The sequence below is a fragment of the Nostoc sp. UHCC 0870 genome (assembly GCF_022063185.1).
Classification (GTDB): domain Bacteria; phylum Cyanobacteriota; class Cyanobacteriia; order Cyanobacteriales; family Nostocaceae; genus Trichormus.
In genome coordinates this window covers 4,701,308-4,724,997 of sequence record NZ_CP091913.1, presented here as the reverse complement: position 1 = coordinate 4,724,997, position 23,690 = coordinate 4,701,308, and the positions used below count along the sequence as shown (strand labels likewise).

Below are 23,690 nucleotides of genomic sequence, written 5' to 3'. Positions count from 1 at the left end.
CAATAGCTCAAGAAATAATGAGGCTACTATAGATATCAAAATATGAACTACCTCTAGCTGGCTTCACTTCGTGACGCTGCGCGAACGCCTGAGCTAGAGGTCGTAGAAACCTCTAGCCCGTTTTCAGCAAAGTTACTTTGAGATTTTTGTCGCTTCTTCGCCCCTAGTTGCCTCATCTCGCCAGCTTGCTTACGCTTGCTAGTAGATGTGGTAGAGCTAGGCGACTCTGCGACTGCGTTCGCGAAGCGTCGCGAAGCGAAGCCAGTTCCTGACTCCGGTAGAGTACCTTTTGACCAATAAAGCATAACTTCGGCAGCAGCGATGTCGCGGTCTTGAACATATCCACAAACACCACACTCATGTACTCTAATGTCGAGTGTTTTCTTGTGCTGATGACCGCATTTTGGGCAGGTTTGAGAAGGCTTTACTTTCTTAGTTGGAACTTCTACAAATACACCACCAATTTGCTCTACTTTGTACTTGATGGTACTGCGAAGCATTCCAAACCCTACATCGAGTATCGACTTATTCAGCCCTGCTTTTTGCTTTTTACGCTTGCCTTTCTTTGCTTTACTAGTCATGTTTTTTACTTCTAGTTTTTCGGTCGCAACGAGGCTATTACCGCTTACAATTTCTGCTGCTACCTGATGAACCCAATTTTGACGTTGATTACCAACTTGACGAACTAGCTTAGTAACCTTTAATTGGGCTTTTTTATATCGTCTAGAAGCTTTGATTTTTTTGTTTCTATTTGGTGCGCGTTTACGTCTCTTCTCCTTAGAAGCTTTTTTGATTTTCTGTTCAGCATTTCTCAAAAACTTAGGAGCATCTATTTGTTGATGATTTTCGCCATCAGTAATTGATAATGCTGCTTTACAACCTAAGTCAATACCAATTGCACCAACTGGTAGAACTTCAGGCTTGAGAACTTGGTCTAACACATCAACTGTAATAGATGCGTACCATTTACCATTTCGGTAAACAATTGTGCAAGTAGTTGGAGTTCCCCAATACTTAGCCTTGCCTCTCATTTGAATCTGCCCAATCTTAGACAAATTCAAATAACCATTTTCACCATTAGACTCTACTGAATATCCACTTTTAGCTGGATAAGTCCAACCTGAATAATGTCTAATTGATTTGAATCTTGGACGCTTACCTAATCCTTTAAACCAGCGTTCAAAAGCAAAGTCAACACGCTTCAAGGTTGCTTGTAAAGCTTGAGAATTTATTTGTTTATACTCTGTCCAAACTTCCTTGAACGCTGGTAAACAATTCTGCTGCTCAAAATAATCAACCTTATGGTTGAACTTTTGATATTGTGTAAATCTGTTATTGACTGCGGCATTATACAAGTCTTTTTGTAACTTCCGGTGATACCTCAAAGACTGTTCTATTTGTTTATTTGGGTATAACCTAAAAGTCATTCGCCTTGTAGCCACTGTTTTATTTGCCTCCTTGTTTTTTGTTTTTTTATTTCCCTAGCAATACACTAACATATATGTGTCGTCATTGTGTCTCAAGGCAATGAAAAAAGAATTACATATCCGAATTACTGAACGTCGCCTTAATAAGTTGCGCTTATTAGCTGTGGAAAAAGACAAAACTATTACTCAGATAGTGGAAGATTTAATTGATACCCTTCCAGAACCAAAAAATAAAGATTGTTGATTCCTTATGCACCCATTCCCTTATCAACCTTGCGGTTGATTTTGGTCATAGATGCAATCGTCATCAACCGCTATTCATCCCCACCTTGCGAGTACGCTGTTCGCGTAGCGTCTCGCAGAGAAGGTGGGGACTTTCGCGCTACGTTAAAAAATCCAATCAGCTTGCTCATCAGCTAAAATATCATCAAAATTACCTTGAGCTACAACCCTACCTGCTTTCATTACAATAATCTGGTCAGCACGACGTAAAACAGAACGGCGATGAGACACTACAAGACAAGTTGGTGTCCAAGAATTTTCCCCCTGTTCAGTTGTATTAGCAAATATCCGCGACCATAACGCCAATTCTGTTTCCACATCCAACGCGCTGGAAAGGTCATCAAATATCAGTAATTCTGGTTGACGTACAAACATCCTCGCCGCCGCTACCCGTTGCATTTGTCCACCAGACAGCCGCACACCTTTTGTTCCTACTAAAGTTTCTAGCTTCTCATTCATAGCTGCTAAATCTTGCTCAAAAACAGCCATTTTTAATGCTGTTTCAATATCAGCATCATCCTTAGACAATCCCAGCAAAATGTTTTCTCGCAAGGAATAGCTAAAAAGTTGGGGAATTTGTGGAGTGTAAGCACTGCGAGGTGGGACAAAAAAATTAGCAGGGTCTGCAACTAGATGATTATTCCAATAAATTTCCCCGGCTTGTTTGGGTAATAATCCTAATAATACTCTGAGCAATGTAGTTTTTCCTGCACCGATGCGCCCAGTAATTACAGTCAAACTACCGCGCTGTATTTTTAAGTTGATATCTACAATTCCTTGAGTAGTACCAGGATAAATATAAGTTAAATTTGTTAGTTTTAATGATTGTAGTTGATGACTTGCATTATTTGTTGGTTGTTCTAATCGAGGTAAGTTTTGTCTACTTTTACCCAAGTCTTGTAAATAAAGTTGATTTGGGGCTACCAAAGTCTCTGTTGATGCACCAGAAATTAAAGTAGTCATACGTTCAAAAGCAACTTCCGTTTGTTTATACAATGCCATAAAGCCGCCTACAGAGGCAAAAAAACCTGTAACAAATGACAGGTTATAAACAAATAAAGCAAAGTCACCTACTGTTAATTGATTACCGCCGCTTTGCATCAAAAAAGAAGCCATCACCAAAATCAAACCTGTGCCGAAATTCACCATGTTCTGAAATAGTGAATTGAGAATGGCTTTTAATAGGGTGTCTTTAACCATCATCTCCCGACGGTTATCATTCAAAGTGCGAAAATAAGAGAGGACATCTTGTTCTGCACCAGCTACTTTAATAGCTTGTACAGAACTAAATATTTCTCCTAAAATTCCTGTCACTTGTTGAGTTGCTTGACGGCTAGATTTGCGATATTGTTTGATGCGGGTTTCTGTTTTTTGAATAATTACTACCATTCCCACTAACGGGAGGAAAACAAATAGTGTCATGGGTACATTGACACTTAATAAAATAACTAAAGAAAGGATAGCAAATATTCCTTCTCCAAATATTTCTGATACCCACGCTACATTATCTTCAATGTGTTCGGTATCATCTCGAAAATAGCTGATTACTTCACCTTGGGATACAGTTTTTTCAGTATCATTATGAGCGACCTTAATTTGAGCATGAGGATTATTTAAGAGACGTTCTAATAAATTTCTTCTCAGTAATGACCTCATAGTAAAACGATGCTGAGTTTTGGTGATTCGCCCTATAATTATCACCAAAATATGCCCCAAACTTAAAGCTATAAAACCTGCAATAACTGCCCAAGATGATAAACCAAATTGAGCTTTACCTGTGAGACTATTAAAAAATTCTCGAATAATTAGTCCAGGTAGGGCAGGTAAGCCCATAATAAAAATCCAGAAGCAAGTATCAATTAAATAGAGTTTGGGTTTATAGCAAATTAATTGCCATAATAATTGCCAACCAGGAAGTTTTTTTGTTGATAAGGACATGATAACTCGTAATTAAAATAAAAGTATTAGCCCGAATTTCTCACAAACAGTAGGGGCGGGTTCACAGATATACTCGAATCATTCACGAAGATTTCGCTAAACCCGCCCCTACTGACTCTGGACTGAGGTTGCAATAATTGGTGAGAAATCCGGGTTAGGTATATAGATATAATCACGATTAAACTAATAAATCTGTTAAACCAGCTTGTAATAATTGGGCAAAACGTGAGTGAGAATTTTTGGCTAGTTGTTCTCTTTCACCGTATTCACTTACCTTACCTTTGTCTAAAATTAAGATTTGATTGGCTCTTTCTACGGTTGCTAAACGATGGGCAATAATAATGGCGGTTCGTCTCATCAATAATTTATCTATAGCTGTTTCAATGAGTCTTTCTGTCATTGGGTCAAGACGTGAAGAGGCTTCATCGAGAATTACTAAGCCAGGGTCTTTGAGAAATACACGGGTAAAGGCTAATAGCTGCGCTTGTCCTGCTGACAAGCCGCTACTATCTAGCCCTAGAGTTGTATCTAAGCCATTGGGTAAAGAGTGCAACCATTCTGACAAGCCCAACATTTCTATTGTTTCATAGATGCGATCGCTAGTTATGTCAGGATTGAAAAAAGTTAGGTTATTGCGAACTGTGGTTTGAAAAAGTTGCACATCTTGAGTTACTAACCCGACTTTCCTCGGTAATTCTTGGAGTGGGGTTTGGTCGATAGGTACACCCCCCAATCGAATTGAACCTGATTGTGGGTCATACAATCTCAAGAGTAATCGCGCCAAAGTAGACTTTCCGCTTCCTGTACGTCCCAGTAAACCCAAAACCTGACCCGCAGGTAAATTAAAAAATACATCTTGCAATACTAAATCTTCAGTATCATGTTCCCGGTCATTGTAACTAAAGCAGACATTCTCGACAGCTATAGACAGCGCACCTGGGGGAAGTAATTTTTCGCCGCTTGTAAGCAATTGAGATTGAACTTGGAATAAGTCTGTGATGCGGTAAATACTCGCATCTGCTTGCTGGAGGTCTTCAAATTGGTTGCGAATCTGTTCAATTGGTTCGCTGAGAATATTAGTGTAGTAATACAATAGGTAAACTGTACCGATGGTAATTGTTTGTTGACTCCATAGGTAAGCACCAACGATGAGAGCAATTACACTGCCTAAAGTAAATATACCGTTGGTTGTCACCCAAAGAATTGTATCGGCAAAGCGGGCTTTATGAAAGATGGGTAGCCAGTTACGAATTATTGTATAGAAGCGTTGCATGACATAATTTTTTGCGCCATTGGCGCGGATGTCTTCCATCCCGGTTAGCTGTTCACCTAAGAAGCCAAAAAACTCTGCACTAAATTGGCGATACCCTCCCCAATGGAAAACTGAAATTCTACGCAACTTAATCAGAGTAGACAAGGCGGTGAGAGCAAACAATAAAATAGCTAAACCGGCTCGCCAATCTTCTATAAACAGGACTACTATCACACCCAACACCATGAGTAAATTACCCAAGATGTGAATAGTAAATTTCGAGAAAAATTCTGATAAATTCTGCACATCGCCGTCTATACGTTCCACTAATTCCCCTGGTGTACGGTATTTGTGGAAGGATAAATCTAGTGTCAAACAATGCTCTACTAAATCTGCACGCAAATTATTAGTAGCTGTCCAGGCGACGTTTTCACCGTAGAATGTGGCGGTAATTGACATTGCTTGGGTGATTAAGGCTACACCAATAAATAGCAAGGCCGCTAAGAGTAATTTTTGGCTATCCCCACCACTAACAGCTGTGTCAATGAAATAACGTAGAATTTGGGGGTTGAGGATTTGTAAGCCGATGCTTACGAGTAGTGCGATCGCAAATTTGACCATCCTACTCTTTTGCGGCTTAAGGTAGTCTACAAGTAAATTCCAGTATTGCTGTATTCCAATTTTCATAAAGCTTTAGCTATCAATAAGCCGTATTTTGAAGGCTGATTTTAGAATCACGTAGAGTTTAGGAGAGAATTTTTTTAGCTAATTTTCGTATTCTACGCCGAATCTGCCTATTTATTGCCAATATATTTTGATTATTTTCCCTAATCTCCATATACAAAGGTTTGCTACAGTGGGGATGATCCGGAAACTGTGAGGATTGAGCAATGGTTAGAGAATACTCGCCCGAAACACAATCCAATTCGGCTCACGAACATTTTCCCCCGCTTCAAAGTGGCGATCGCTTGACTCGCCCTGAATTTGAGCGACGTTATGCAGCTGCACCCCACATTAAAAAAGCAGAATTGATCGAAGGAATCGTTTACGTGGCATCTCCCTTAAGACATGAACTGCATGGTAAACCTCACAGTCGAGTCATGACCTGGTTAGGAGTTTATCAAGCAATGACTCCTGGCGTTGACTTGAGTGATGCTCCGACTGTCAGACTAGATTTAGATAATGAACCCCAACCGGATGCGGTGCTATTGATTGAACCTGCTGTGGGTGGACAGACTCGATTAAGTAGCGATGATTATATTGAAGGTTCACCTGAGTTAATTGTGGAAGTTGCCGCCAGTAGTGCCGCCATCGATAGGGGCAGCAAAAAACAAGTTTATCGCCGTAACGGGGTTTTGGAGTATGTCATCTGGCAATCCTACGAGAATCAAATCGAATGGTTTTACCTTTGTGATGGCGACTATCACTTACTATCTCCCGATGCCGATGGCATCATTCGCTCTCAGGCGTTTCCTGGTTTGTGGTTAAAGGTGGAGGCATTGTTAAACAATCAGATGGCGCAGGTGTTGGAGGTGTTGCAGTTGGGATTAAATTCCTCTGAACATGGGGAGTTTGTCAAGCAATTGGGCAAAAATTAATATTAGTTTTTAAGGTTGTCACAATTGGCGAATTTGATTAACAAATATTTTAGTCGCAATCGTCCCTCGGATATTGGTGTTTAGCAGTTTTTAAGAGTTGATTATGGGATGCGATCGCCTGTTTAGCTTGTTCTTCTCTATTTTCCTCCTGTGCGATCGCTAATATTCCAGGTAATTACAGGCGCAACAAAGATACGTTCGGTAAAATTAAAATCTCGAAAACTCTCAGAGTTTTGATAAGCCACATTCAGCCGATATAACAGCGAACCATCATCTGTGAGAAGCCCCGAAATATCAAAACTAGGGCGATAGAAAGCATAATTGCCGACATTAAATTCAGCTGAATAATAGGGAGTGCTAAGGGGTTGTTTTGTGACAATATTGACAATTCCTCCCGGTTCAGCCTGACCAAATAGAACAGAAGCCGGCCCTTTGAGAACCTCAATGCGATCGATGTTTGCTGTATCTACCGAAGAGTAAGAGTCATTGTCAGAAAATCCATTGCGGAAATTTCCAGCTTGATCGAAGCCACGAATATTATATCCACCGGCATTTGAACCTCCGAAGTTATCTCGTTTGCGTACACCGCTGACGTTTTCCAAGGCATCTTGTAAGCGCTTCGTCTTTTGGTCTTCTAAGATTCGACGCGGGATCACTTGAATCGAAGCGGGAATATCACGCAATGGGGTATCAGTCTTAGTCGCAGTTGACGCATTTGGTACACGATACCCATCTTGCTGACCTGTGACTACCAATTCAATCGGCTGATTATCTTGTGTTGATGGTTGTTCTGCTTGAATTTCACTCTCAGGTTTCTCTGGTTGCTGCTGTGGTGATGGCGTAGAAGCTACAGCACCCGCTATCGAGAAAATTAAACCCTCTTCTGGACTATCAAATAAAGCCACAGATGGTACACTAGCCTCACCCGCCACTGTCACCCGAATAGTATTGCCATCAAAATTTGTTACCGTGATTTCAGTAATCCCCTCAACTGGGTTTTCCGAACGGAATGTGAACCCATCACCACTAGGTAAACGTAGTTGAGCATTAGGAATATCTGCGATAAAACTATTCTCAGTATTGCGATTTGTGATTTGTAGTTTTTCCCCTTGAGTTGTTTGTAAAATTATCTCCACACCTTGCTCTGTGGGATTTGCTTGAACTCCTGTCACCTGTATAACTATCACACCAGACTCTTGAGCCAGCAATGCAGCACTTTTATGAGGATTAACAACATCCTGAAGGCTAGAAATATCTGATTCTGCTTGCGCTGGTTGCATCATCAGCATTGAAATCACACCTACAGCCAAAAGAACATGAGATTTTTCAGCCAAATTTCCACACACCATGATCACCGTATTCCCTGAACAGTTGCCAGTAACTTTCAATAACTGTTAGGTACAATACGGCATTTTGTTATTTCAAGTGATTTCTACAGGGTCATTTTTGAACACTAGGCGGACTTTTTTCGCCACTGTCCTTGATAATCTTTAGGATTGATACCAAACTTTTTGCGGAATGCTGCTGCAAAGTAACTTCTGTTAGCAAATCCCACAGCGTAAGACACCTCAGCTACATTCATTTGACCTGTCATCAAAAATTGACAAGCTTGTTCTAGACGATAATCATGCAAATATCCAAACACTGTGGTATCGAAGATTTGCCGAAATCCCTGTTTTAATTTGCGCTCATTTAATTGCACTTGTCGCGCTAATTCAATTAATGAGGGGGGATTGGTAATATTTTGGGTAATAATATCTTTGGCTTGATAAATCCGCTCGATATCGCGTTTTTTCAAATTAGTTAACTGCTGTGGGGATGTCCCATCCTGCAACATTTGAGCAAATTGTAAAGTGATTAATTCCAAAGTCTTAGCTTCTACATAAGTCCGGCGCATAATTCCTTGCAACGGACAGTTCAGTAGTTGCTGTAATGCCAGTTGCATCGCCGGAGTCATCTTACCCAGTGATTGATAAAATGGAAGCGGTGTATCAGTTTCTAAGCAGGGTTTAAGTAAGCAAGGTAAATAGTCTTCCTGACCCTGGCTCAATAATCTCACCAGATGCGGTTCTAAACGGATTCTGACGCTAACATTGCGTCCCGGCATCCTTGTCTCAATTTCTCGTGTTCCTGGAGGATAGTAAAATAAATAACTTTCTCCCGGTTGTTCACAAGCGTCTTTATTTATACCAAATATTTGCTCTTTGAGAACGCCTTCGCTCCGAAATACCAGAGCCATAGGGTAATCTTCACCACCAGAATAATCATGATCATAAATATCTGGATACTCAAAATTCGAGATATCTGTGCGGAGTCCCTGAGAAAGGGGAATATGATTAACTACACCTTTCCTAAGAGGGTGCTGCCACTTTACTACACTTTTAAATTTTAACCCCGCTAAGATTTGGGTGTAGGCGGAAATTTCCGGTCGTTGGGTTGTCTGGACTTGGTTGACTCGCTGCACAATTTGTTCTAGCAAGATTTGGGGTTGATTTGTCGCTGTTAATGGTGCTAGGGGTAATAAGGCTGAATCCTGAAGAAACGGTTCGGGGTTTTCTTCCCACATCCGAATTACTCGAAATTGATGATGGGTGTTTTCTACTGTAAAGGTGGTAGTAATTTCGCTTTCATCTTTGGGAGGAAGTAACAATACTACAACTTGTGTGATGGGTAAACGATACAACCGATACAACCGCACCCAATAATCTAACATTCGCAGAGATAGGGGTGGTGTGGATTCGATTTTGGTTTGAAATTCTAGGTGTAAAATCCTGCCTTGTAGTTGTAAAAAGGTGACGTAATCGGCGCGGATGGGTTCAATACTCAATTCGGTTTTCAGGATTGTAACCTCTGTTTGGGGTGTCCCTAATACCCAACTGGCAAATCTTTCTGGGTGTTTTTCTGATAGCAGTTTGCAGAGATTGTCAAAGGACATTGATTACATGGCTATTTCATTAAGCATTTTTATTATCTCGTAGAGAGTCATAAAATAAATAACCAAGCAAACCCCAAGAATCCCTAGTTTGCTTGGGGTTAAGTTTCTACTGATGGGCTAACCATGCGTTCAAATCCAACAAACTGCTAAAGTCCAGTAAAGCCTCACCCAGATTTTCCAATTCTTCCAAACTCAGAGTCTCTACCTGTTCGCGCATCTCTGGGGGTAATTCTCCTAACTTGCGAGTGAGTAGACGCAAAACCAGACTTCGTTCCCCTTCTTGTCGCCCTTCTTGTCGCCCTTCTTGTCGTCCGCGTTGTTCCCCTCGCTGTTCGCCTTCTTCGAGAATTTCTTGGTAAATAACTGACTCGCGCATCATACCCTCCCGAAATAGTTTTTTAATCAAATCCTTTTTAAATTTTAACCCCGCTAAGATTTGGGTGTAGGCAGAAATTTCCGGTCGTTGGGTTGTCTGGACTTGGTTGACTCGCTGCACAATTTGTTCTAGCAAGATTTGGGGTTGATTTGTCGCTGTTAATGGTGCTAGGGGTAATAAGGCTGAATCCTGAAGAAACGGTTCGGGGTTTTCTTCCCACATCCGAATTACTCGAAATTGATGATGGGTGTTTTCTACTGTAAAGGTGGTAGTAATTTCGCTTTCATCTTTGGGAGGAAGTAACAATACTACAACTTGTGTGATGGGTAAACGATACAACCGATACAACCGCACCCAATAATCTAACATTCGCAGAGATAGGGGTGGTGTGGATTCGATTTTGGTTTGAAATTCTAGGTGTAAAATCCTGCCTTGTAGTTGTAAAAAGGTGACGTAATCGGCGCGGATGGGTTCAATACTCAATTCGGTTTTCAGGACTGTAACCTCTGTTTGGGGTGTCCCTAATACCCAACTGGCGAATTTTTGCGGGTGTTTTTCTGATAGGAGTTTGCAGAGATTGTCAAAGGACATTGAGAATAGATAGCTATTTCGTTAAGCATTGTGATTATCTCATGAATAATTAAAAATCTGATACATTAAGACTGCAACAGTTGACGAATTTGATTGATAAATATCTCAGCTGCAATTGGCCCTCGAATACGAACCAGTTGATAGTCCATAAAATAAATCTTTCCCGCTTGTACGGCGGGAATTAAGCGCAGAATTTGATTGTTTTGCCACTCCTGTTTGGCATTATCGATCGTGTCACTTCCAGTAGTCGGCATAACTAAAATATGATCGGCTTTAATCTCTGCTATGGTTTCAACAGAAATATTCGGTCTGTCTGCTTTTCCGACAATGACCTGAAAGCCTAAATCTTCAAGCAACCCAGTAATTAAACCAGACGATAAGATAAATGATTCATTGGAAAGTCCGTTCCAGCCTAAAACAATAATGGTTTGCCCTGATATCACTGGTGCTAGTTGGCTTTTGACTGTTTCCACAAGTTGATTATGGGATAAGATCGCCTGTTTTGCTTGTTCTTCTCGATTTAACCCCTGTGCGATCGCTTGCATCGCAGTTTTCCATCCGGTTTTTTCCCCAGTGTCAAAAAATGCCGTTGGTGCAATGTTAGAGAATAACTTGTAATTGGTCTGGAGTTGAAATTTTTCACCCAAAATTAAATCAGGTTTGAGTTGCACTAATGTTTCTATAGAGGGATTATGGCGATCGCCTAAATTCACAGGTTTACTTGTGACGCGATCGCCTAAAAAAGGTATCTGCTGACTGGGATTATCAAATACTTTTTGCTTTAACAAATCCACTTCCGCATAACCTGCCGGTTGCACCCCTAATGACAACAAAATATCTAATATCGGTGGACTCAGAGCCACAATTTTTTGCAGATGGCCGCAAATTTTTGTTTCACCACCGTCATGCTGAATCACACGACAATCTGATAATACACTCTCCGAATTGGTACGGCTGGGTAATTGGGGTGTGCTGCTATTACAGGCTACAACTAAAATCAATGTACACACTGACAGCAGCAACAGTTTGATATTTCTGAACCAAAACTTCATTGATTGTAGTTATCTAAAATTGCCAAGAAATTGTTCCTTGTACCTCAAAGGGTGCGCCAGGAACAACAGCGCGCCGATTTTGCGAACCTGCAAAATACTCTGTACCAAACAAATTCTTAAAATTTAACGCCGCACGGAAATTATTACGGTTGTAATAAATCGCCGCATCAACGCGAGTATACCCTGGTAATGTAAAACTGTTATCTAAATCTCCCGTTCGTTCCCCGACGAAAAAAGCTCCTGCACCAAAGCCTAAACCTGTTAAGTCACCAGATTGAAGTGTATAAGTTGTCCACAAACTAGCTGCATTTTGAGGAATATTATTCAAGCGATTACCCACTTCAAAGGTGTTGTCTTGAGTAATTGTGGCATCGATAAGAGCATAGGAAGCAATAATATTCCAACCAGGTAAAATTTCCCCAGCTACATCTATATCAATACCCCTAGCTCTTTGTTCACCAACTTGAATGGAAAAGCGGGGATTATCAGGATCGGCTGTTGTAATATTACTTCTGGTGATGTTATACGCGCCTATAGTGGCAGAAAGACGACCATCGAGAAAATCGGCTTTAGCTCCAATTTCATACTGTGTACCCTGCGTTGGTTCAAAGGGGGTATTGGTTGCACTTTGACCTCCTTGTGGCACAAATGACCGTGAGTAGTTGGCATAAAGCGATAGAGTTTCACTAGGCTGATAAACAATACCAACACGGGGAGAAAATGCACTATCATCTATATCTTCACGAAAGTCTCCAAAACGCTGCTTGGAGGTAACACTATCAAACCTACCGCCAATCACTAGTTTGAGGTTATCTAATAAGGTAATTTGGTCTTGTAAGTAGATACCAAAGAGTTTTTCCTCTTTCTGCTCACCACCAAAATAGAAATCATAGCCACCAGTGTAGGCGATCGCATTATAGTCTGGCTCAAAGATATCGAGCAATCCTCCAGTTATGGCCTGCTGTTGTCCTGCAAGGGGTTGAGCAGTGTAACGAGCAAAGGAGTTCCTCACTTCTAGACCTAATAAAAGCTTGTGCGCGATCGCTCCTGTCTTAAACCCCCAAACTAAATCGTTTTGGAAGGTATATGTCTCAAAAAATTGATCACCAGTGTAAGCTTCAATTCTTACAGTGCGATTATCGTCTAGCAATCCGCCGCTAAGACCTGATGACCCTTCGCGGTCAGATTCAAAGCTAGTCGTGTAGCGGAATGCACTACGCAATGACACATCATCAGAAAAATTGTGATCAAGGTATACATAAGCTCGTGTTTCATCATAATTAGTTTTCGAGAACCTGGGATCAAACAAAGCTCTACTCAAGGGCAAATCCGCCGGGCGATCTGCACCATTGAGTACAAGCAGACCTCGATCAAATGTCCTTCTGTCTTGGAGATAAGATGCTTCTAGAGTCAGCTTTGTACTGGGGCTAATTGTCCACGCTAAGGAGGGAGCAATGAAATAACGCCTGGAATCGGTAAAATCTCGAAAACTACCTGCACTTTCGTATGCAATATTCAGGCGATAGGCCAGCGAACCATCATCATTCAATGGCCCGGAAAAATCCAATGTTGGCCGGTAGAAGTCATAACTTCCCGCCGTGAAGCCAATATTGTAGTAAGGCGTTGAAAGTGGTTTTTTAGAAACTAGGTTGATGATACCTCCCGGTTCACCCTGTCCAAACAGAACAGAAGCCGGGCCTTTGAGAACTTCAATCCGTTCTACATCCGCCGTCTCTTGAGCAGTCCGATTGTTAAAAGAACTGCCACCACCAGTATCTTCTCTCAACCCATTTCTGTAATTGGTGGCAGAAAATCCCCGAATCAGAAAATCTTGTCCGCGATTACCAAAAGAACTAGAGTAGGTAACACCACCCACGTTACGCAATGCTTCATCTAAGCGTACAGCCCCTTGATCTTCCAAAACCTGACGGGGAATCACCTGTATATTGGCAGGAATATCACGCAATGGGGTATCTGTCTTAGTTGCTGTTGAGCTATCTCTGACACGATACCCATTTTGTTCACCCGTCACCACTAATTCAATCGGCTGATCACTTGGCGTTGATGGTTCTGCTGGTGGTGCTTCAGTTGTGGGCTGCTCAACTTGAGGCTGCTGTGGTGCTTGCATTGCAGTTGTAGCAGGTGTCAAACTCAAAATTAACCCTTGATCAGTGTCAAATAATGCGACATTCGGCAATCCTGTTTCACCTGTGATTGTCACCCGAATAGTGTTAGCGTCCAGGTTGGAGACGGTAATCTCAGTAATACCCTCAACTGGTTGCTGGGAACTGAATCTAAACTCATCGCCACTCGGTAAACGCAATTGAGCGTTAGGAATATCTGCAATATAGTTATTATCACCACTGCGATCGCTGATTTGCAGTTGTTCACCAACAGTTGTCTGTAAAATTATCTCTACACCTTTCTCAGTGGGATTGGCTTGCACTTCATTGACAATAATTAGAGATTGGGGAGTTGCAGTTTGTGATACTAATTCTTTGACAGTATTTGCAGGCAGTTCCACATCACTCACATGGGGAATTGCCCAAGCAGGTTTAGCTGCAACTACTACCCCAGTTAACCATAAACTTGCAAATAATTGTAGCTTTGTTGACATCTCTTCTCACACCACTTAGGAATCCATTTCAAAAAGACTACAATAAATTCCCTATGATTTAGAATACCTGTTCAGCTGCAAGACGGATTTTTTTCGGCGTTTGACGGATTTTTTGGAGAAATCGATAGCTATTTGCTGTTAGTTAGCTTATTAATTAGTTTTATTTTTAAACGCAGAGATTTAATGAAGGCTTAAGGGCGACTCTGTGCTAACTTTTCAGCCGGTAGTGTTTAGGATTAACACCGAATCGTTTCCGAAACGCAGCCGCAAAACAACCGTGGTTGATATAACCAACGGTACGGGCTATTTCTTTTATACTCATCTGTCGTTCTAAAAGCAGTTGACGTGAAAATTCCATACGGTGTTGATGTAAATAACCAAAAACTGTTGTACCAAACACCTGACGAAAACCAATTTTTAACTTGTAATCGTTTAATCCTACTTGATGCGCTAGTTCGATTAATGAGGGGGGATTATTGATATTTTTGATTAAAATGACTTTGGCTGCATAAATTCTTTCAATATCATCCTTTTTTAACACTACTGATTTAGCCATTGGCTTTTCATTCTGTGCCAATTGTTCTAATTTGAGTGCGATTAATTCTAAACATTTACCTTCCAGATATATATATTTACTTATTCCCTGAAATGGACAGTTGATAATCTGCTCTAGTGGTAACTGCATTTCTGGTGTAATTATATTGGTTTCATAAAATCTTTTTTTAGTATTTCCTTCAATCAAATTTATTAAATTTTTAGGTAATTTTTCTTGATGATTAACGATAAAACTCTGAAGTAAACTTTGATTATCTAGGTGAATATCCACTTTCAGCCGTCGCTTGTTAGCAAAAATAATAAAATCTTCTACTTTGTCTATTTCATCTATATAAATCCAATCAAAAAAGCTTTCTGTACCATTTCCTTGGGAGTATGAGCCTGATAAATTAAAACCGAATTCTATAATATCGTCTTCATAATCATTAATGTCTTTATATTCAACATACAAATCATCGTCAAATTTTTCATCAACAATCAGCAGATTAATTCCTCGTAGCTTAATCCAGCGATGATATCCTCTACCGAAGTGCTGGGGACAGTAATTAATAAAATCGGTATTATCAGTTGCTTCTAGATAATGAGTATTTTGGTTAATTTGCTGCCATGTGCGTTTATACTCCGTTTGAGAAATTAAATTTACCATAAATAGGAAGTATTTGCATTAGATTCTCTTGCTAGAATAGCATAGCTGATATTCTACTTCTACTTAGAAGCATTTTGACTGCAAACATCACAAGGCTTTTCTTCCTACTTTTGCTGACAATATTGCGGACGAAAAGCAATTAGTATGAACGACTGAACTCATATTTGGCATTTCCTGGCGACAATCGAGACAAAACCAGTAAATTCTACTGCTACCAATGTGTTGCAGCAGTTTTCCATGACAGCAAGGGCAGTTACTCATATTTTAATTAATTATTTGTGTTGCTAAATTTCAAATTTATAAAATCTAGTTATTGACACTAAAGTCAACACCTATCGTGATGTATTGAGATTTTTGCAATCAGAAAATAAGTGGGAGAGTAGTTCTCCCACAAGAAAGCCTGATGTTGGAGGTAATAGATTTGTATAACAATAATCTAACAAATGATTTAATTTATTGCAACTAATTTTCAATAAATTTTGAATTAAGCGATCGCCTCCGGTCGTTCGGAAACCATCGCTTTCACCTTGCACCCTTGTTGTCGTCCTCTTTGGACGATTCGAGATTTTTTTGGTGCTGTCTAACGACAAGCTGCTTCCCTATGTCAGCAAGTAATATTCTTGAGGTTGCCAAGCAATCTCGGTAGTTGAGAAAATCTAGCAAAAATTTTGTATGTTTAATAACAAATTAGTGCTATAAAAATAAGCTATTCTAATTATGTTAGTGCTAATTAATCTCAGTAAGCAGCTACTTGCTGTATTTATCACAAATACTGATCAAAGTGACTTTACGTTGAGTATTTACTAAAATATATTACTAATAATTAGCAACAAATATAATAACTTATTGCCACTATTTATGACAATCACAATTTCACAAGAAGCTTTTTGGGATTTATTTGTAGAGATACCAGAAACAGAAAAAAAGTCCGATGGGCTAAGTCCAAGCGTAGGCGATCGCTGGGATATATTTGATACTATTTGCTATTTCCCGGAAGAATTAGGTCAAGGATTGTCTGGTGGAATAGAACTACGAGATGGTTTATATTTATCTATTTCCGAACACCAATTACATGAAGATTTAATTATAAAACTCCCTGAGCGACAACATCCTTTAGAATACAGCTTTTATCTAGCAGGCTATTACGAAGATAATCATTTTGCTGTTAGTAGCGGACAAAATAGATTGTGGGGTAGTGGACTAGCACCAAAGGAGAAATATAAAACATTTAAATCAGAAAAAATCATTGAGATTAATGTTCACATGGAAACGGAGCTATTTTGCCTTTTTATGGGTAAAGAAAAAAATCAGCTTCCGCAAGAATTAACTCATTTAGTCAGAAACAATCATCAAGAATATTATTCTCGTCCTGGTACTACGACTCCAGCAATGCAAATTGCATTACAACAAATTTTAAATTGTCCCTACCAGGGAATGATGAAACGGATGTACTTAGAAAGTAAGGTTTTAGAACTAATGGTATTGCTGGTTGAAGAAGATGTCTCTGCACGTCAAGGTAAAAATGATACCTTTGCACTCAAACCTGATGATGTGGAACGTATTCACCACGCCAAAGAAATTTTGCTCCAAAATTTAGAAAATCCTCCTTCTTTAATGGAGTTATCTAGACAAGTCGGCTTAAATGACTGCACTCTTAAACGTGGCTTCCGGCTAGTATTTGATACGACAGTATTTGGCTATTTACATCATCATAGATTAGAAGAAGCACGCAAATTGTTAGTAGCAGGAGAAATAAACATTTCTCAAGCAGCGCGTAGAGTTGGTTTTTCTAGTCGCAGTTACTTTGCTACCGCTTTTAGAAAAAAATTTGGTATCAATCCCAAAGAATTTTTGATAGATAATTCGCGTTTATCAATGGAACTTAATCAGTTGATAGGATAAGGATAAGAGCCATAAATTTAAAGATTTCCATGTAATCATAACCTGATTAAACAACTTAAAAATTCAAAAATTCCGTCTAGCGTTCAAAAAATTCCGTCTAGCGTTCAAAGCACTCATCTATATGCAAGAGCTTTCCTGTAAGCTTTTTGATACTAATTACTAATTACGAGAGTAAAGGTGATTGGGCATGGGGTAGTAGGTAATAGAATTTCTTAATACCCAGTCCCCATTCCCCAATCACTTATTTGTGGGTGAGTAGAGTGATGTCAAATCAGTTACAAAAACTAACTTGGATGATCGGTGTGGCTTTGGTACTGGTTAACCCCCCTGTGTTAGCAGAGGATAGCCAAAAACCAATCTCTAAAATTTCTCAATTGGGTGATGTAGAAAAACCTGCTACCAGTATTAAGCAATGGCTGGCTCAGTCGCTAATTCAAATCACAGGTGTTAAGTCCCAAGCCACAGACAAAGGGATAGAGGTAACTTTAGAAACTAATCAATCAGATAAACTGCAACTGGTAAATAAGAGTGAAGGGAATAGCTATATTGTTGATATTCCCAATACCCAATTACGCCTACCTAACGGTGATACATTCCGTCAAGAGAAAGCGACTCCAGGAATAACTGAAGTTATAGTCACAAATTTAAATGCAAACACTGTTCGCGTGACAGTGACGGGTGAAACTGGTGCGCCACAAGTTGAGTTATTTGATGGTGATGAAGGTTTGGTTTTTGGGGTTGTACCAACTGTGACGACTACACAAACACCACAGACACAACCCACGCCAGTAGAACCGCAAACCAGCACTGAAACTCAGCCAGAAGAACCATCTGCACAGGGTGAAGCACCTATTGAACTGGTAGTTACAGGTGAACAGGGTGGTTATCGTGTAGAACAAGCATCTACTGCAACTAAGACAGATACACCTATTCGTGATATTCCGCAATCAATTCAGGTAATACCCCGCGAAGTCCTCAAAGACCAAGGAACAATTCGCGTTCAAGATGCACTACGAAATGTAAGTGGTTCTACTAGCGCGGGTTACTACCAAGGTTTTAGTGAATATCTTTCTTTACGTGGTTTTGGTGCAAACTTATTTCGGGATGGACTTCGTTCTTATCAGGATTATGGTGGCTTGATTGAAACAGCTGATATTGAACGTATAGAAGTTCTGAAAGGCCCAGCATCAGTTTTGTTTGGAGATGCACCCCCTGGTGGTTTAGTGAATTTGGTTACTAAACAACCTCTAACTCAACCGTTTTATTCTGTTGAGGGAACTGTTGGCAGTTTTAGCACCTATCGGGGTGGGATTGATTTATCTGGGCCATTAAATGACAGTAAAACTGCTCTTTATCGCTTTAATACTTCCTATGAAAATGCTGGAAGTTTTCGTGACTTTGTAAATTCAGAACGTGTGTTTCTTGCTCCTAGATTCAAGTTTGCACTTGGTGATAAAACAAATTTAACTATAGATGGTTCTTGGATTGAAGAAACACGGACAGCCGATGATGGTACTGTGGCAATAGGTAATCGTCCGGCAAATTTGCCACGGGAACGTTTTTTAGGTGAACCGTTCCAGAATGTGGAAATAAATGTGACTAATTTTGGTTATGCACTTGACCATAAGTTTAACGATCAATGGTCAATCAGAAATTCTTTCCGCGCTCAATTTGTAAATTTAGCCCGTTACTATCCTATACGGGATTCTCTTGATCAAGAAACGGGTGAATTAAGTAGATTGAGTTATTTTTCCGAGCGTCGAGATAATGCTTATTCTACCCAAATGGATGTAGTAGGAAAATTCTCAACTGGCTCGATTAAACATCAATTATTGTTTGGATTTGACTATGCTAAAATCACCGAAGATGGAACTTTTGGAGACTTTGAAACTTACCCATCTATTAATATATTTAACCCAGTCTACGCTCGTTTAGAGTATCCAAAACAAGGAATCTTAAATTTTTTCCGTGATGATACTCTCGATAAATATGGGTTTTATATCCAAGACCAAATCGAACTTAATCCCCAACTCAAATTACTAGTAGGAGGGCGATTTGATATTTTTGAGCAAACTCGCACAACACGCAGTTTAGGCGAAGAAAAAGAAGAATTTTCCCAATCTGATAGCAACTTTAGTCCCCGATTAGGAATAGTTTATCAACCATCTGAAAATATCTCCCTTTACGCATCTTATGCAACCTCTTTTGAACCCAGTTTCGGCACAAGTCGCAATGGTAATGGTGAACCATTTAAACCGGAAACAGGTAGACAATTTGAGGTAGGCGTGAAAGCTGATATTACCCGCAATTTGAGCGCGACTTTAGCATTGTATGATCTCCGTAAGCAAAATGTTACCGTTGATGATCCCAATTCATCCGACCCCAACGAGCAAATTCAAACTGGGGAACAGACAAGTCGAGGTATTGAATTTGACATTGCTGGGGAAATTACCCCAGGTTGGAAAGTAATCGCATCCTATTCTTACATTGATGCCTTTGTTAGCAAAGATACTAGTGGTTTAGAAGGTCGCCGACGCGATAATATTCCAGAACACGCAGCAAGTTTGTGGACAACCTATGAACTTCAAGCAGGAAGTATGCAAGGGTTAGGATTTGGACTGGGATTATTTTTTGTAGGAGATCGCTTCGGAGATTTAGACAACAGTTATATTCTTCCCAGTTATGTCCGTACTGATGCGTCGATATTTTACAAGCGCAACAACTGGAGAGCTGCTTTAAATGTTCGTAACTTGTTTGATAAAACCTATTTTAATGGTTCTGATGGTGGTCGTTTAGGTGTCTACTATGGTGAACCTTTAACATTGGTGGGTTCATTTGCAATTGAATTTTAACCAAAATTGAAAGAGGAGAAAGTATTAAAGTGTATGGTTACCTCAAATTATTGTTGCTAGGGATTGTTACTATCGTCTTGCTATTAGCTTGTCATGGTAATATTTCGCAAAATGTAATTCAAGGTAATAATAATTTATCTACATCTCCTCTTCCGGTCGCCACAAAATTAGTCAAACACGCTTTGGGTGAAACAAGAATTCCCATCAAACCAAAGCGAATTATTGTATTAAATGATATTGGTCTTTTAGACCCGGTATTGTCTTTGGGTATCAAACCAATTGGTACAGTCAGTTATTTTCCAGAGTACGACTTTTTATTCCGTGGTGTAACTAATGATGAAGCGGCTGGTATCGAGATAATTGGCACTGGAAATCAGCCTAATTTAGAAAGAATTATCAAGCTCAAACCCGATTTAATTTTGATGCGTGAATACCAAAAAAGTTTGTATAAAGAATTATCTGCGATCGCACCTACAGTTATGGTAGATTTGCCGGGTTTAAATTACTCTTTCAAAGAAAATCTCCGCTTTATTGCTCAAATACTAGGTGAGCCAGAAAAAGCAGAGCAAGTCATCACTCAATACTATGAACGAGTTCAAAAGTTGCAAAATTTAATGGGTGAACGTCTCAAAGAGATAGAAGTATCGGTGATTTATATTTTTGGAGAAGGTCTCATCTCTACATATTCAGATAATGAAACTTATAATCAAGTTTTCCAAGACATTGGCATACGACTAATACCTGTACTGGCAAATCAAAAAGAAGAAACTGTAGTATCCAGTATTGAGATATTAAATAAGTATGATGCTGATGTTTTGTTCGTTATGAACGATACCAAGCAATTAACACAAGCTTTTTTCAAAATCCTCTTTTAACTACACTAAAAGCAGCAAAAAATAATCAAGTGTATGAAGTCCAAGTAAATAGATGGTGGACATACGGCTTTTTTGGAATTAATAAACTACTTGATGACCTTTTTAAATATCTGAGTTAGCCATAGTCTTGTTGAACATATTACATTTGGCGAAAGATTTTTACTTATTTTTGCACAACTAATTTAACTGGAGTGTGAGGAAAATGTCAAAACTAGAACAACTGATTTGGATAGCGAGTTTGAGCGGAATTTTAGTTACTATGCCCGCAATTGCTGAGGAGATAAAAAGCAGCAGCATACAGGAGAAAAAAGATAATCTGAAACCTGTAAGCAAAGTCAAACAATTGCTAGCTCAATCACCTATTGTGATTCCCCAAGTAAGATTACAATCTACTGATAAGGGGCTTGATATAATTTTAGAAACCAATCAAAGTGATAAGCTCCAATCAGTAGTGAAAAGTGAGGGCAACAATTACATTGTAGATATACCTAACACCCAATTACGCCTACCTAATGGTGATATATTCCGCCAAGAAAAACCGACTGCGGGAATTAGTGAAGTTATAGTCACAAATTTAGATGCAAACACTGTTCGCGTGACAGTGACGGGTGAAACTGGTGCGCCACAAGTTGAGTTATTTGATGGTGATGAAGGTTTGGTTTTTGGGGTTGTACCAACTGTGACGACTACACAAACACCACAGACACAACCCAGCACTGAAACCCAGCCAGAAGAACCATCTGCACAGAGTGAAACACCGATTGAATTAATAGTCACAGGTGAGCAAAATAGATATCGTGTACCCAATGCTTCCACTGGAACTAGAACTGACACTTTGATCAGAGATATTCCTCAGACTATTCAAGTAGTTCCTGAAGAAGTGATTAGAGATCAAAGAGTTACTCGCTTAAGAGATGCACTGCTGAATGTTGGTGGTGTGGTTCAAAATGGTGGGTTTGGTGGGGGAGTAGATCAACTGGCTAATCGCGGATTTTTTACCGGTGGTCTTTTTGGTGGTGGTATTTTAGTTGATGGTTTCAAAGATGGACGAGGTGGTATTAGGGAAACTGCAAACGTTGAACGCATAGAAGTTTTGAAAGGACCGGCTTCAGTTTTATATGGTGGCGTTGAACCTGGAGGTGTAATTAACTTAGTTACAAAGCAACCTCTCAGAGATCCTTACTATAATGCTGAATTGTCAGTGGGTAATTTCTCCACATTTCGTCCTAGTCTTGATATCTCAGGTCCACTAAATTCTGATAAAACTCTGTTATATAGGCTCAACTCTGTTTACGAATCTTCAGCAGGATTCCGCAATTTTGATCAAGATATTCAACGATTCTTTATTTCACCCATTTTAAAATGGGAAATTGGCAAAGCAACTAACTTAACGTTTCAATTTGACTATCTCAACGATGAACGTCCATTTGATCGGGGATTTTTAGCTTTTGGTAACGGTATTCTGGACATTCCTGTGGAGCGTATTTTAGGCGAACCAGATGATGTAAGGAAAGTTGAAGAAATAGGTTTTAGCTATCGCTTAGAGCATAATTTTAACGATAATTGGAAAATCCGCAATGCTTTCCGATATCAGAGTTCAGATAGTTTTGATTATCGTGCTGAACCTGTAAGATTAAATGAAACAACAGGCATTCTGTCACGCAACTTTAGATCCAATGATGACTATCAAGAAAATTATACTTTACAAACTGATCTAGTTGGTAAGTTTACTACAGGTTCAATTAACCATACTCTCTTATTTGGTGTTGACTTAGCTAGAGCCACATCAGGGGGAACTCAAAAGCGATTACCAGGAGGAATTACACCAAGTATTGATGTATTCAACCCAGTTTACAATGCCATACCCAGACCTGGTTTAGAAGAATTAACAAACGTTGTGCGTAATAACCAGAATAGAAGCACTGGTTTAGGAATTTTCTTGCAAGACCAAATAGCTTTTGCAGATAATTTAAAATTTCTTGTGGGTGGAAGGTTGGATTTTGTAGATCAAAACAGCAAAAATTTCTTGAATGGTTCTGAATCCAATCAATACGATACAGCTATCACCCCCAGACTGGGTATAGTTTATCAACCTATTCAAGCTATTTCTCTTTATGCTAGTTACAGTCAATCATTTTCACCAAATTTTGCGACAAGCGTAGATGGAACAATTTTAGAGCCTGAACGAGGAACTCAATACGAAGTAGGAGTAAAAGCTGAATTTTTGGATGGCAAATTAGCTGCTACCTTAGCAGCTTATGACATTACAAAATCAAATATGGCTACAACCGATCCAGCTAATCCAGACTTTAGCATTCCCATAGGAAAACAACGCAGCCAAGGTATTGAACTCAATGTTAGGGGAGAAATTAGTCCTGGTTGGAATGTGATTGCATCTTATTCTTATGTTGATCCTAAGTACACAGAATTTAATGATGGTTTGGCTGGGAATCGTCCAGCGAATATCCCATTTAATACAGCCAGTTTATGGACAACTTATCAATTACAACGCGGTAATTTACAAGGTTTAGGTTTTGGTTTTGGTTTGTTTTATATAGGCGATCGCCAAGGTGACGACGACAATACTTATGTCATCCCTGGTTATCTGAGAACAGACGCAACCATCTACTATCAACGTGATAATTGGCGAGCTGGAATTAATATCCAAAATCTGTTCAATGAAAAATATTTTCACGGAGCAAATTTTGGTAGAGTTGCTATAGAACCTGGCGCACCGTTAACAGTGGTTGGTAGTTTTTCTGTGACATTTTAATCTGACGAAAATCAGGTGT

Annotated in this window: 15 protein-coding genes and 1 pseudogene; 6 read left to right on the top strand and 10 right to left on the bottom strand. The window is 39.6% G+C overall.

Translation table 11 applies throughout. The annotated features are described in order from the left end of the window. Positions 1-53: 53 nt before the first annotated feature. Positions 54-1,427, bottom strand: a complete 1,374-nt coding sequence (locus tag L6494_RS19910; protein WP_237989488.1) for an RNA-guided endonuclease InsQ/TnpB family protein — start codon at positions 1,425-1,427, stop codon at positions 54-56. A 76-nt stretch (positions 1,428-1,503) separates the two neighbouring features. Between L6494_RS19910 and L6494_RS19905 the strand changes: the two genes are divergently transcribed. Then, positions 1,504-1,671, top strand: a complete 168-nt coding sequence (locus tag L6494_RS19905) for a hypothetical protein (RefSeq protein WP_237996320.1) — start codon at positions 1,504-1,506, stop codon at positions 1,669-1,671. A gap of 143 nt (positions 1,672-1,814) precedes the next feature. On the opposite strand, the gene L6494_RS19900 is transcribed toward L6494_RS19905, so the two are convergent. Both L6494_RS19900 and L6494_RS19895 read right to left on the bottom strand, forming a co-directional pair. Then, positions 1,815-3,647 (bottom strand): ATP-binding cassette domain-containing protein, encoded by a 1,833-nt coding sequence (locus L6494_RS19900; protein WP_237989486.1) that lies wholly within the window; start codon positions 3,645-3,647, stop codon positions 1,815-1,817. 178 nt (positions 3,648-3,825) lie between these two features. Next, positions 3,826-5,586 (bottom strand): ABC transporter ATP-binding protein, encoded by a 1,761-nt coding sequence (locus tag L6494_RS19895; protein ID WP_237989485.1) that lies wholly within the window; start codon positions 5,584-5,586, stop codon positions 3,826-3,828. 203 nt (positions 5,587-5,789) lie between these two features. On the opposite strand from L6494_RS19895, the gene L6494_RS19890 reads away from it, so the two are divergent. Then, entirely contained in the window at positions 5,790-6,497 is a 708-nt protein-coding gene (locus L6494_RS19890; protein ID WP_237989483.1) for a Uma2 family endonuclease, read from the top strand. A gap of 137 nt (positions 6,498-6,634) precedes the next feature. Here the strand turns inward: L6494_RS19890 and L6494_RS19885 are convergent, their stop codons facing one another. The 7 genes and pseudogenes from L6494_RS19885 to L6494_RS19855 all read right to left on the bottom strand — a co-directional run bounded on the left by L6494_RS19885 (position 6,635) and on the right by L6494_RS19855 (position 15,269). Further along, positions 6,635-7,846, bottom strand: coding sequence for a TonB-dependent receptor plug domain-containing protein (locus L6494_RS19885; protein ID WP_237989481.1), 1,212 nt, complete (start codon positions 7,844-7,846; stop codon positions 6,635-6,637). 104 nt (positions 7,847-7,950) lie between these two features. Next, the gene (locus L6494_RS19880) at positions 7,951-8,334 is read right to left on the bottom strand and encodes a helix-turn-helix domain-containing protein (RefSeq protein ID WP_237996163.1); all 384 of its coding nucleotides are present in this window, start codon (positions 8,332-8,334) and stop codon (positions 7,951-7,953) included. 543 nt (positions 8,335-8,877) lie between these two features. Further along, positions 8,878-9,432 (bottom strand): annotated as a pseudogene (locus tag L6494_RS19875) (Rpn family recombination-promoting nuclease/putative transposase); the annotation flags it as partial. Positions 9,433-9,538: 106 nt separating this feature from the next. After that, positions 9,539-10,399, bottom strand: coding sequence for an Rpn family recombination-promoting nuclease/putative transposase (locus tag L6494_RS19870; protein WP_237989480.1), 861 nt, complete (start codon positions 10,397-10,399; stop codon positions 9,539-9,541). Positions 10,400-10,464: 65 nt separating this feature from the next. After that, entirely contained in the window at positions 10,465-11,451 is a 987-nt protein-coding gene (locus tag L6494_RS19865) for an ABC transporter substrate-binding protein (RefSeq protein WP_237989479.1), read from the bottom strand. Positions 11,452-11,464: 13 nt separating this feature from the next. Beyond that, complete coding sequence (locus L6494_RS19860; protein WP_237989478.1) at positions 11,465-14,068, bottom strand: TonB-dependent siderophore receptor; 2,604 nt, start codon at positions 14,066-14,068, stop codon at positions 11,465-11,467. 208 nt (positions 14,069-14,276) lie between these two features. Then, on the bottom strand, positions 14,277-15,269 hold the full coding sequence (locus L6494_RS19855) for a helix-turn-helix transcriptional regulator (RefSeq protein WP_237989477.1): 993 nt from the start codon (positions 15,267-15,269) through the stop codon (positions 14,277-14,279). 858 nt (positions 15,270-16,127) lie between these two features. Here L6494_RS19855 and L6494_RS19850 point away from each other — a divergent pair. The 4 genes from L6494_RS19850 (at position 16,128) to L6494_RS19835 (ending at position 23,671) form a co-directional block, all read left to right on the top strand. Continuing rightward, on the top strand, positions 16,128-17,171 hold the full coding sequence (locus L6494_RS19850; RefSeq protein ID WP_237989475.1) for a helix-turn-helix transcriptional regulator: 1,044 nt from the start codon (positions 16,128-16,130) through the stop codon (positions 17,169-17,171). 263 nt (positions 17,172-17,434) lie between these two features. Beyond that, positions 17,435-20,023 carry a TonB-dependent siderophore receptor gene (locus L6494_RS19845; RefSeq protein WP_237989474.1) on the top strand — a complete coding sequence of 863 codons (2,589 nt, stop codon included), beginning with the start codon at positions 17,435-17,437 and terminating at the stop codon, positions 20,021-20,023. A gap of 29 nt (positions 20,024-20,052) precedes the next feature. Then, complete coding sequence (locus tag L6494_RS19840) at positions 20,053-20,898, top strand: iron-siderophore ABC transporter substrate-binding protein (protein WP_237989473.1); 846 nt, start codon at positions 20,053-20,055, stop codon at positions 20,896-20,898. A 202-nt stretch (positions 20,899-21,100) separates the two neighbouring features. Then, positions 21,101-23,671 (top strand): TonB-dependent receptor, encoded by a 2,571-nt coding sequence (locus tag L6494_RS19835; RefSeq protein ID WP_237989472.1) that lies wholly within the window; start codon positions 21,101-21,103, stop codon positions 23,669-23,671. Positions 23,672-23,690: the final 19 nt, after the last annotated feature.

Coding starts and splice junctions, on each gene's coding strand:
- L6494_RS19895 (WP_237989485.1), bottom strand. CDS start 5,586: ATGAAAATTGGAATACAGCAATACTGGAATTTACTTGTAGACTACCTT.
- L6494_RS19860 (WP_237989478.1), bottom strand. CDS start 14,068: ATGTCAACAAAGCTACAATTATTTGCAAGTTTATGGTTAACTGGGGTA.
- L6494_RS19835 (WP_237989472.1), top strand. CDS start 21,101: ATGTCAAAACTAGAACAACTGATTTGGATAGCGAGTTTGAGCGGAATT.
- L6494_RS19885 (WP_237989481.1), bottom strand. CDS start 7,846: ATGGTGTGTGGAAATTTGGCTGAAAAATCTCATGTTCTTTTGGCTGTA.
- L6494_RS19845 (WP_237989474.1), top strand. CDS start 17,435: ATGTCAAATCAGTTACAAAAACTAACTTGGATGATCGGTGTGGCTTTG.
- L6494_RS19880 (WP_237996163.1), bottom strand. CDS start 8,334: ATGTTGCAGGATGGGACATCCCCACAGCAGTTAACTAATTTGAAAAAA.
- L6494_RS19890 (WP_237989483.1), top strand. CDS start 5,790: ATGGTTAGAGAATACTCGCCCGAAACACAATCCAATTCGGCTCACGAA.
- L6494_RS19910 (WP_237989488.1), bottom strand. CDS start 1,427: ATGACTTTTAGGTTATACCCAAATAAACAAATAGAACAGTCTTTGAGG.
- L6494_RS19870 (WP_237989480.1), bottom strand. CDS start 10,399: ATGTCCTTTGACAATCTCTGCAAACTCCTATCAGAAAAACACCCGCAA.
- L6494_RS19850 (WP_237989475.1), top strand. CDS start 16,128: ATGACAATCACAATTTCACAAGAAGCTTTTTGGGATTTATTTGTAGAG.
- L6494_RS19865 (WP_237989479.1), bottom strand. CDS start 11,451: ATGAAGTTTTGGTTCAGAAATATCAAACTGTTGCTGCTGTCAGTGTGT.
- L6494_RS19855 (WP_237989477.1), bottom strand. CDS start 15,269: ATGGTAAATTTAATTTCTCAAACGGAGTATAAACGCACATGGCAGCAA.
- L6494_RS19900 (WP_237989486.1), bottom strand. CDS start 3,647: ATGTCCTTATCAACAAAAAAACTTCCTGGTTGGCAATTATTATGGCAA.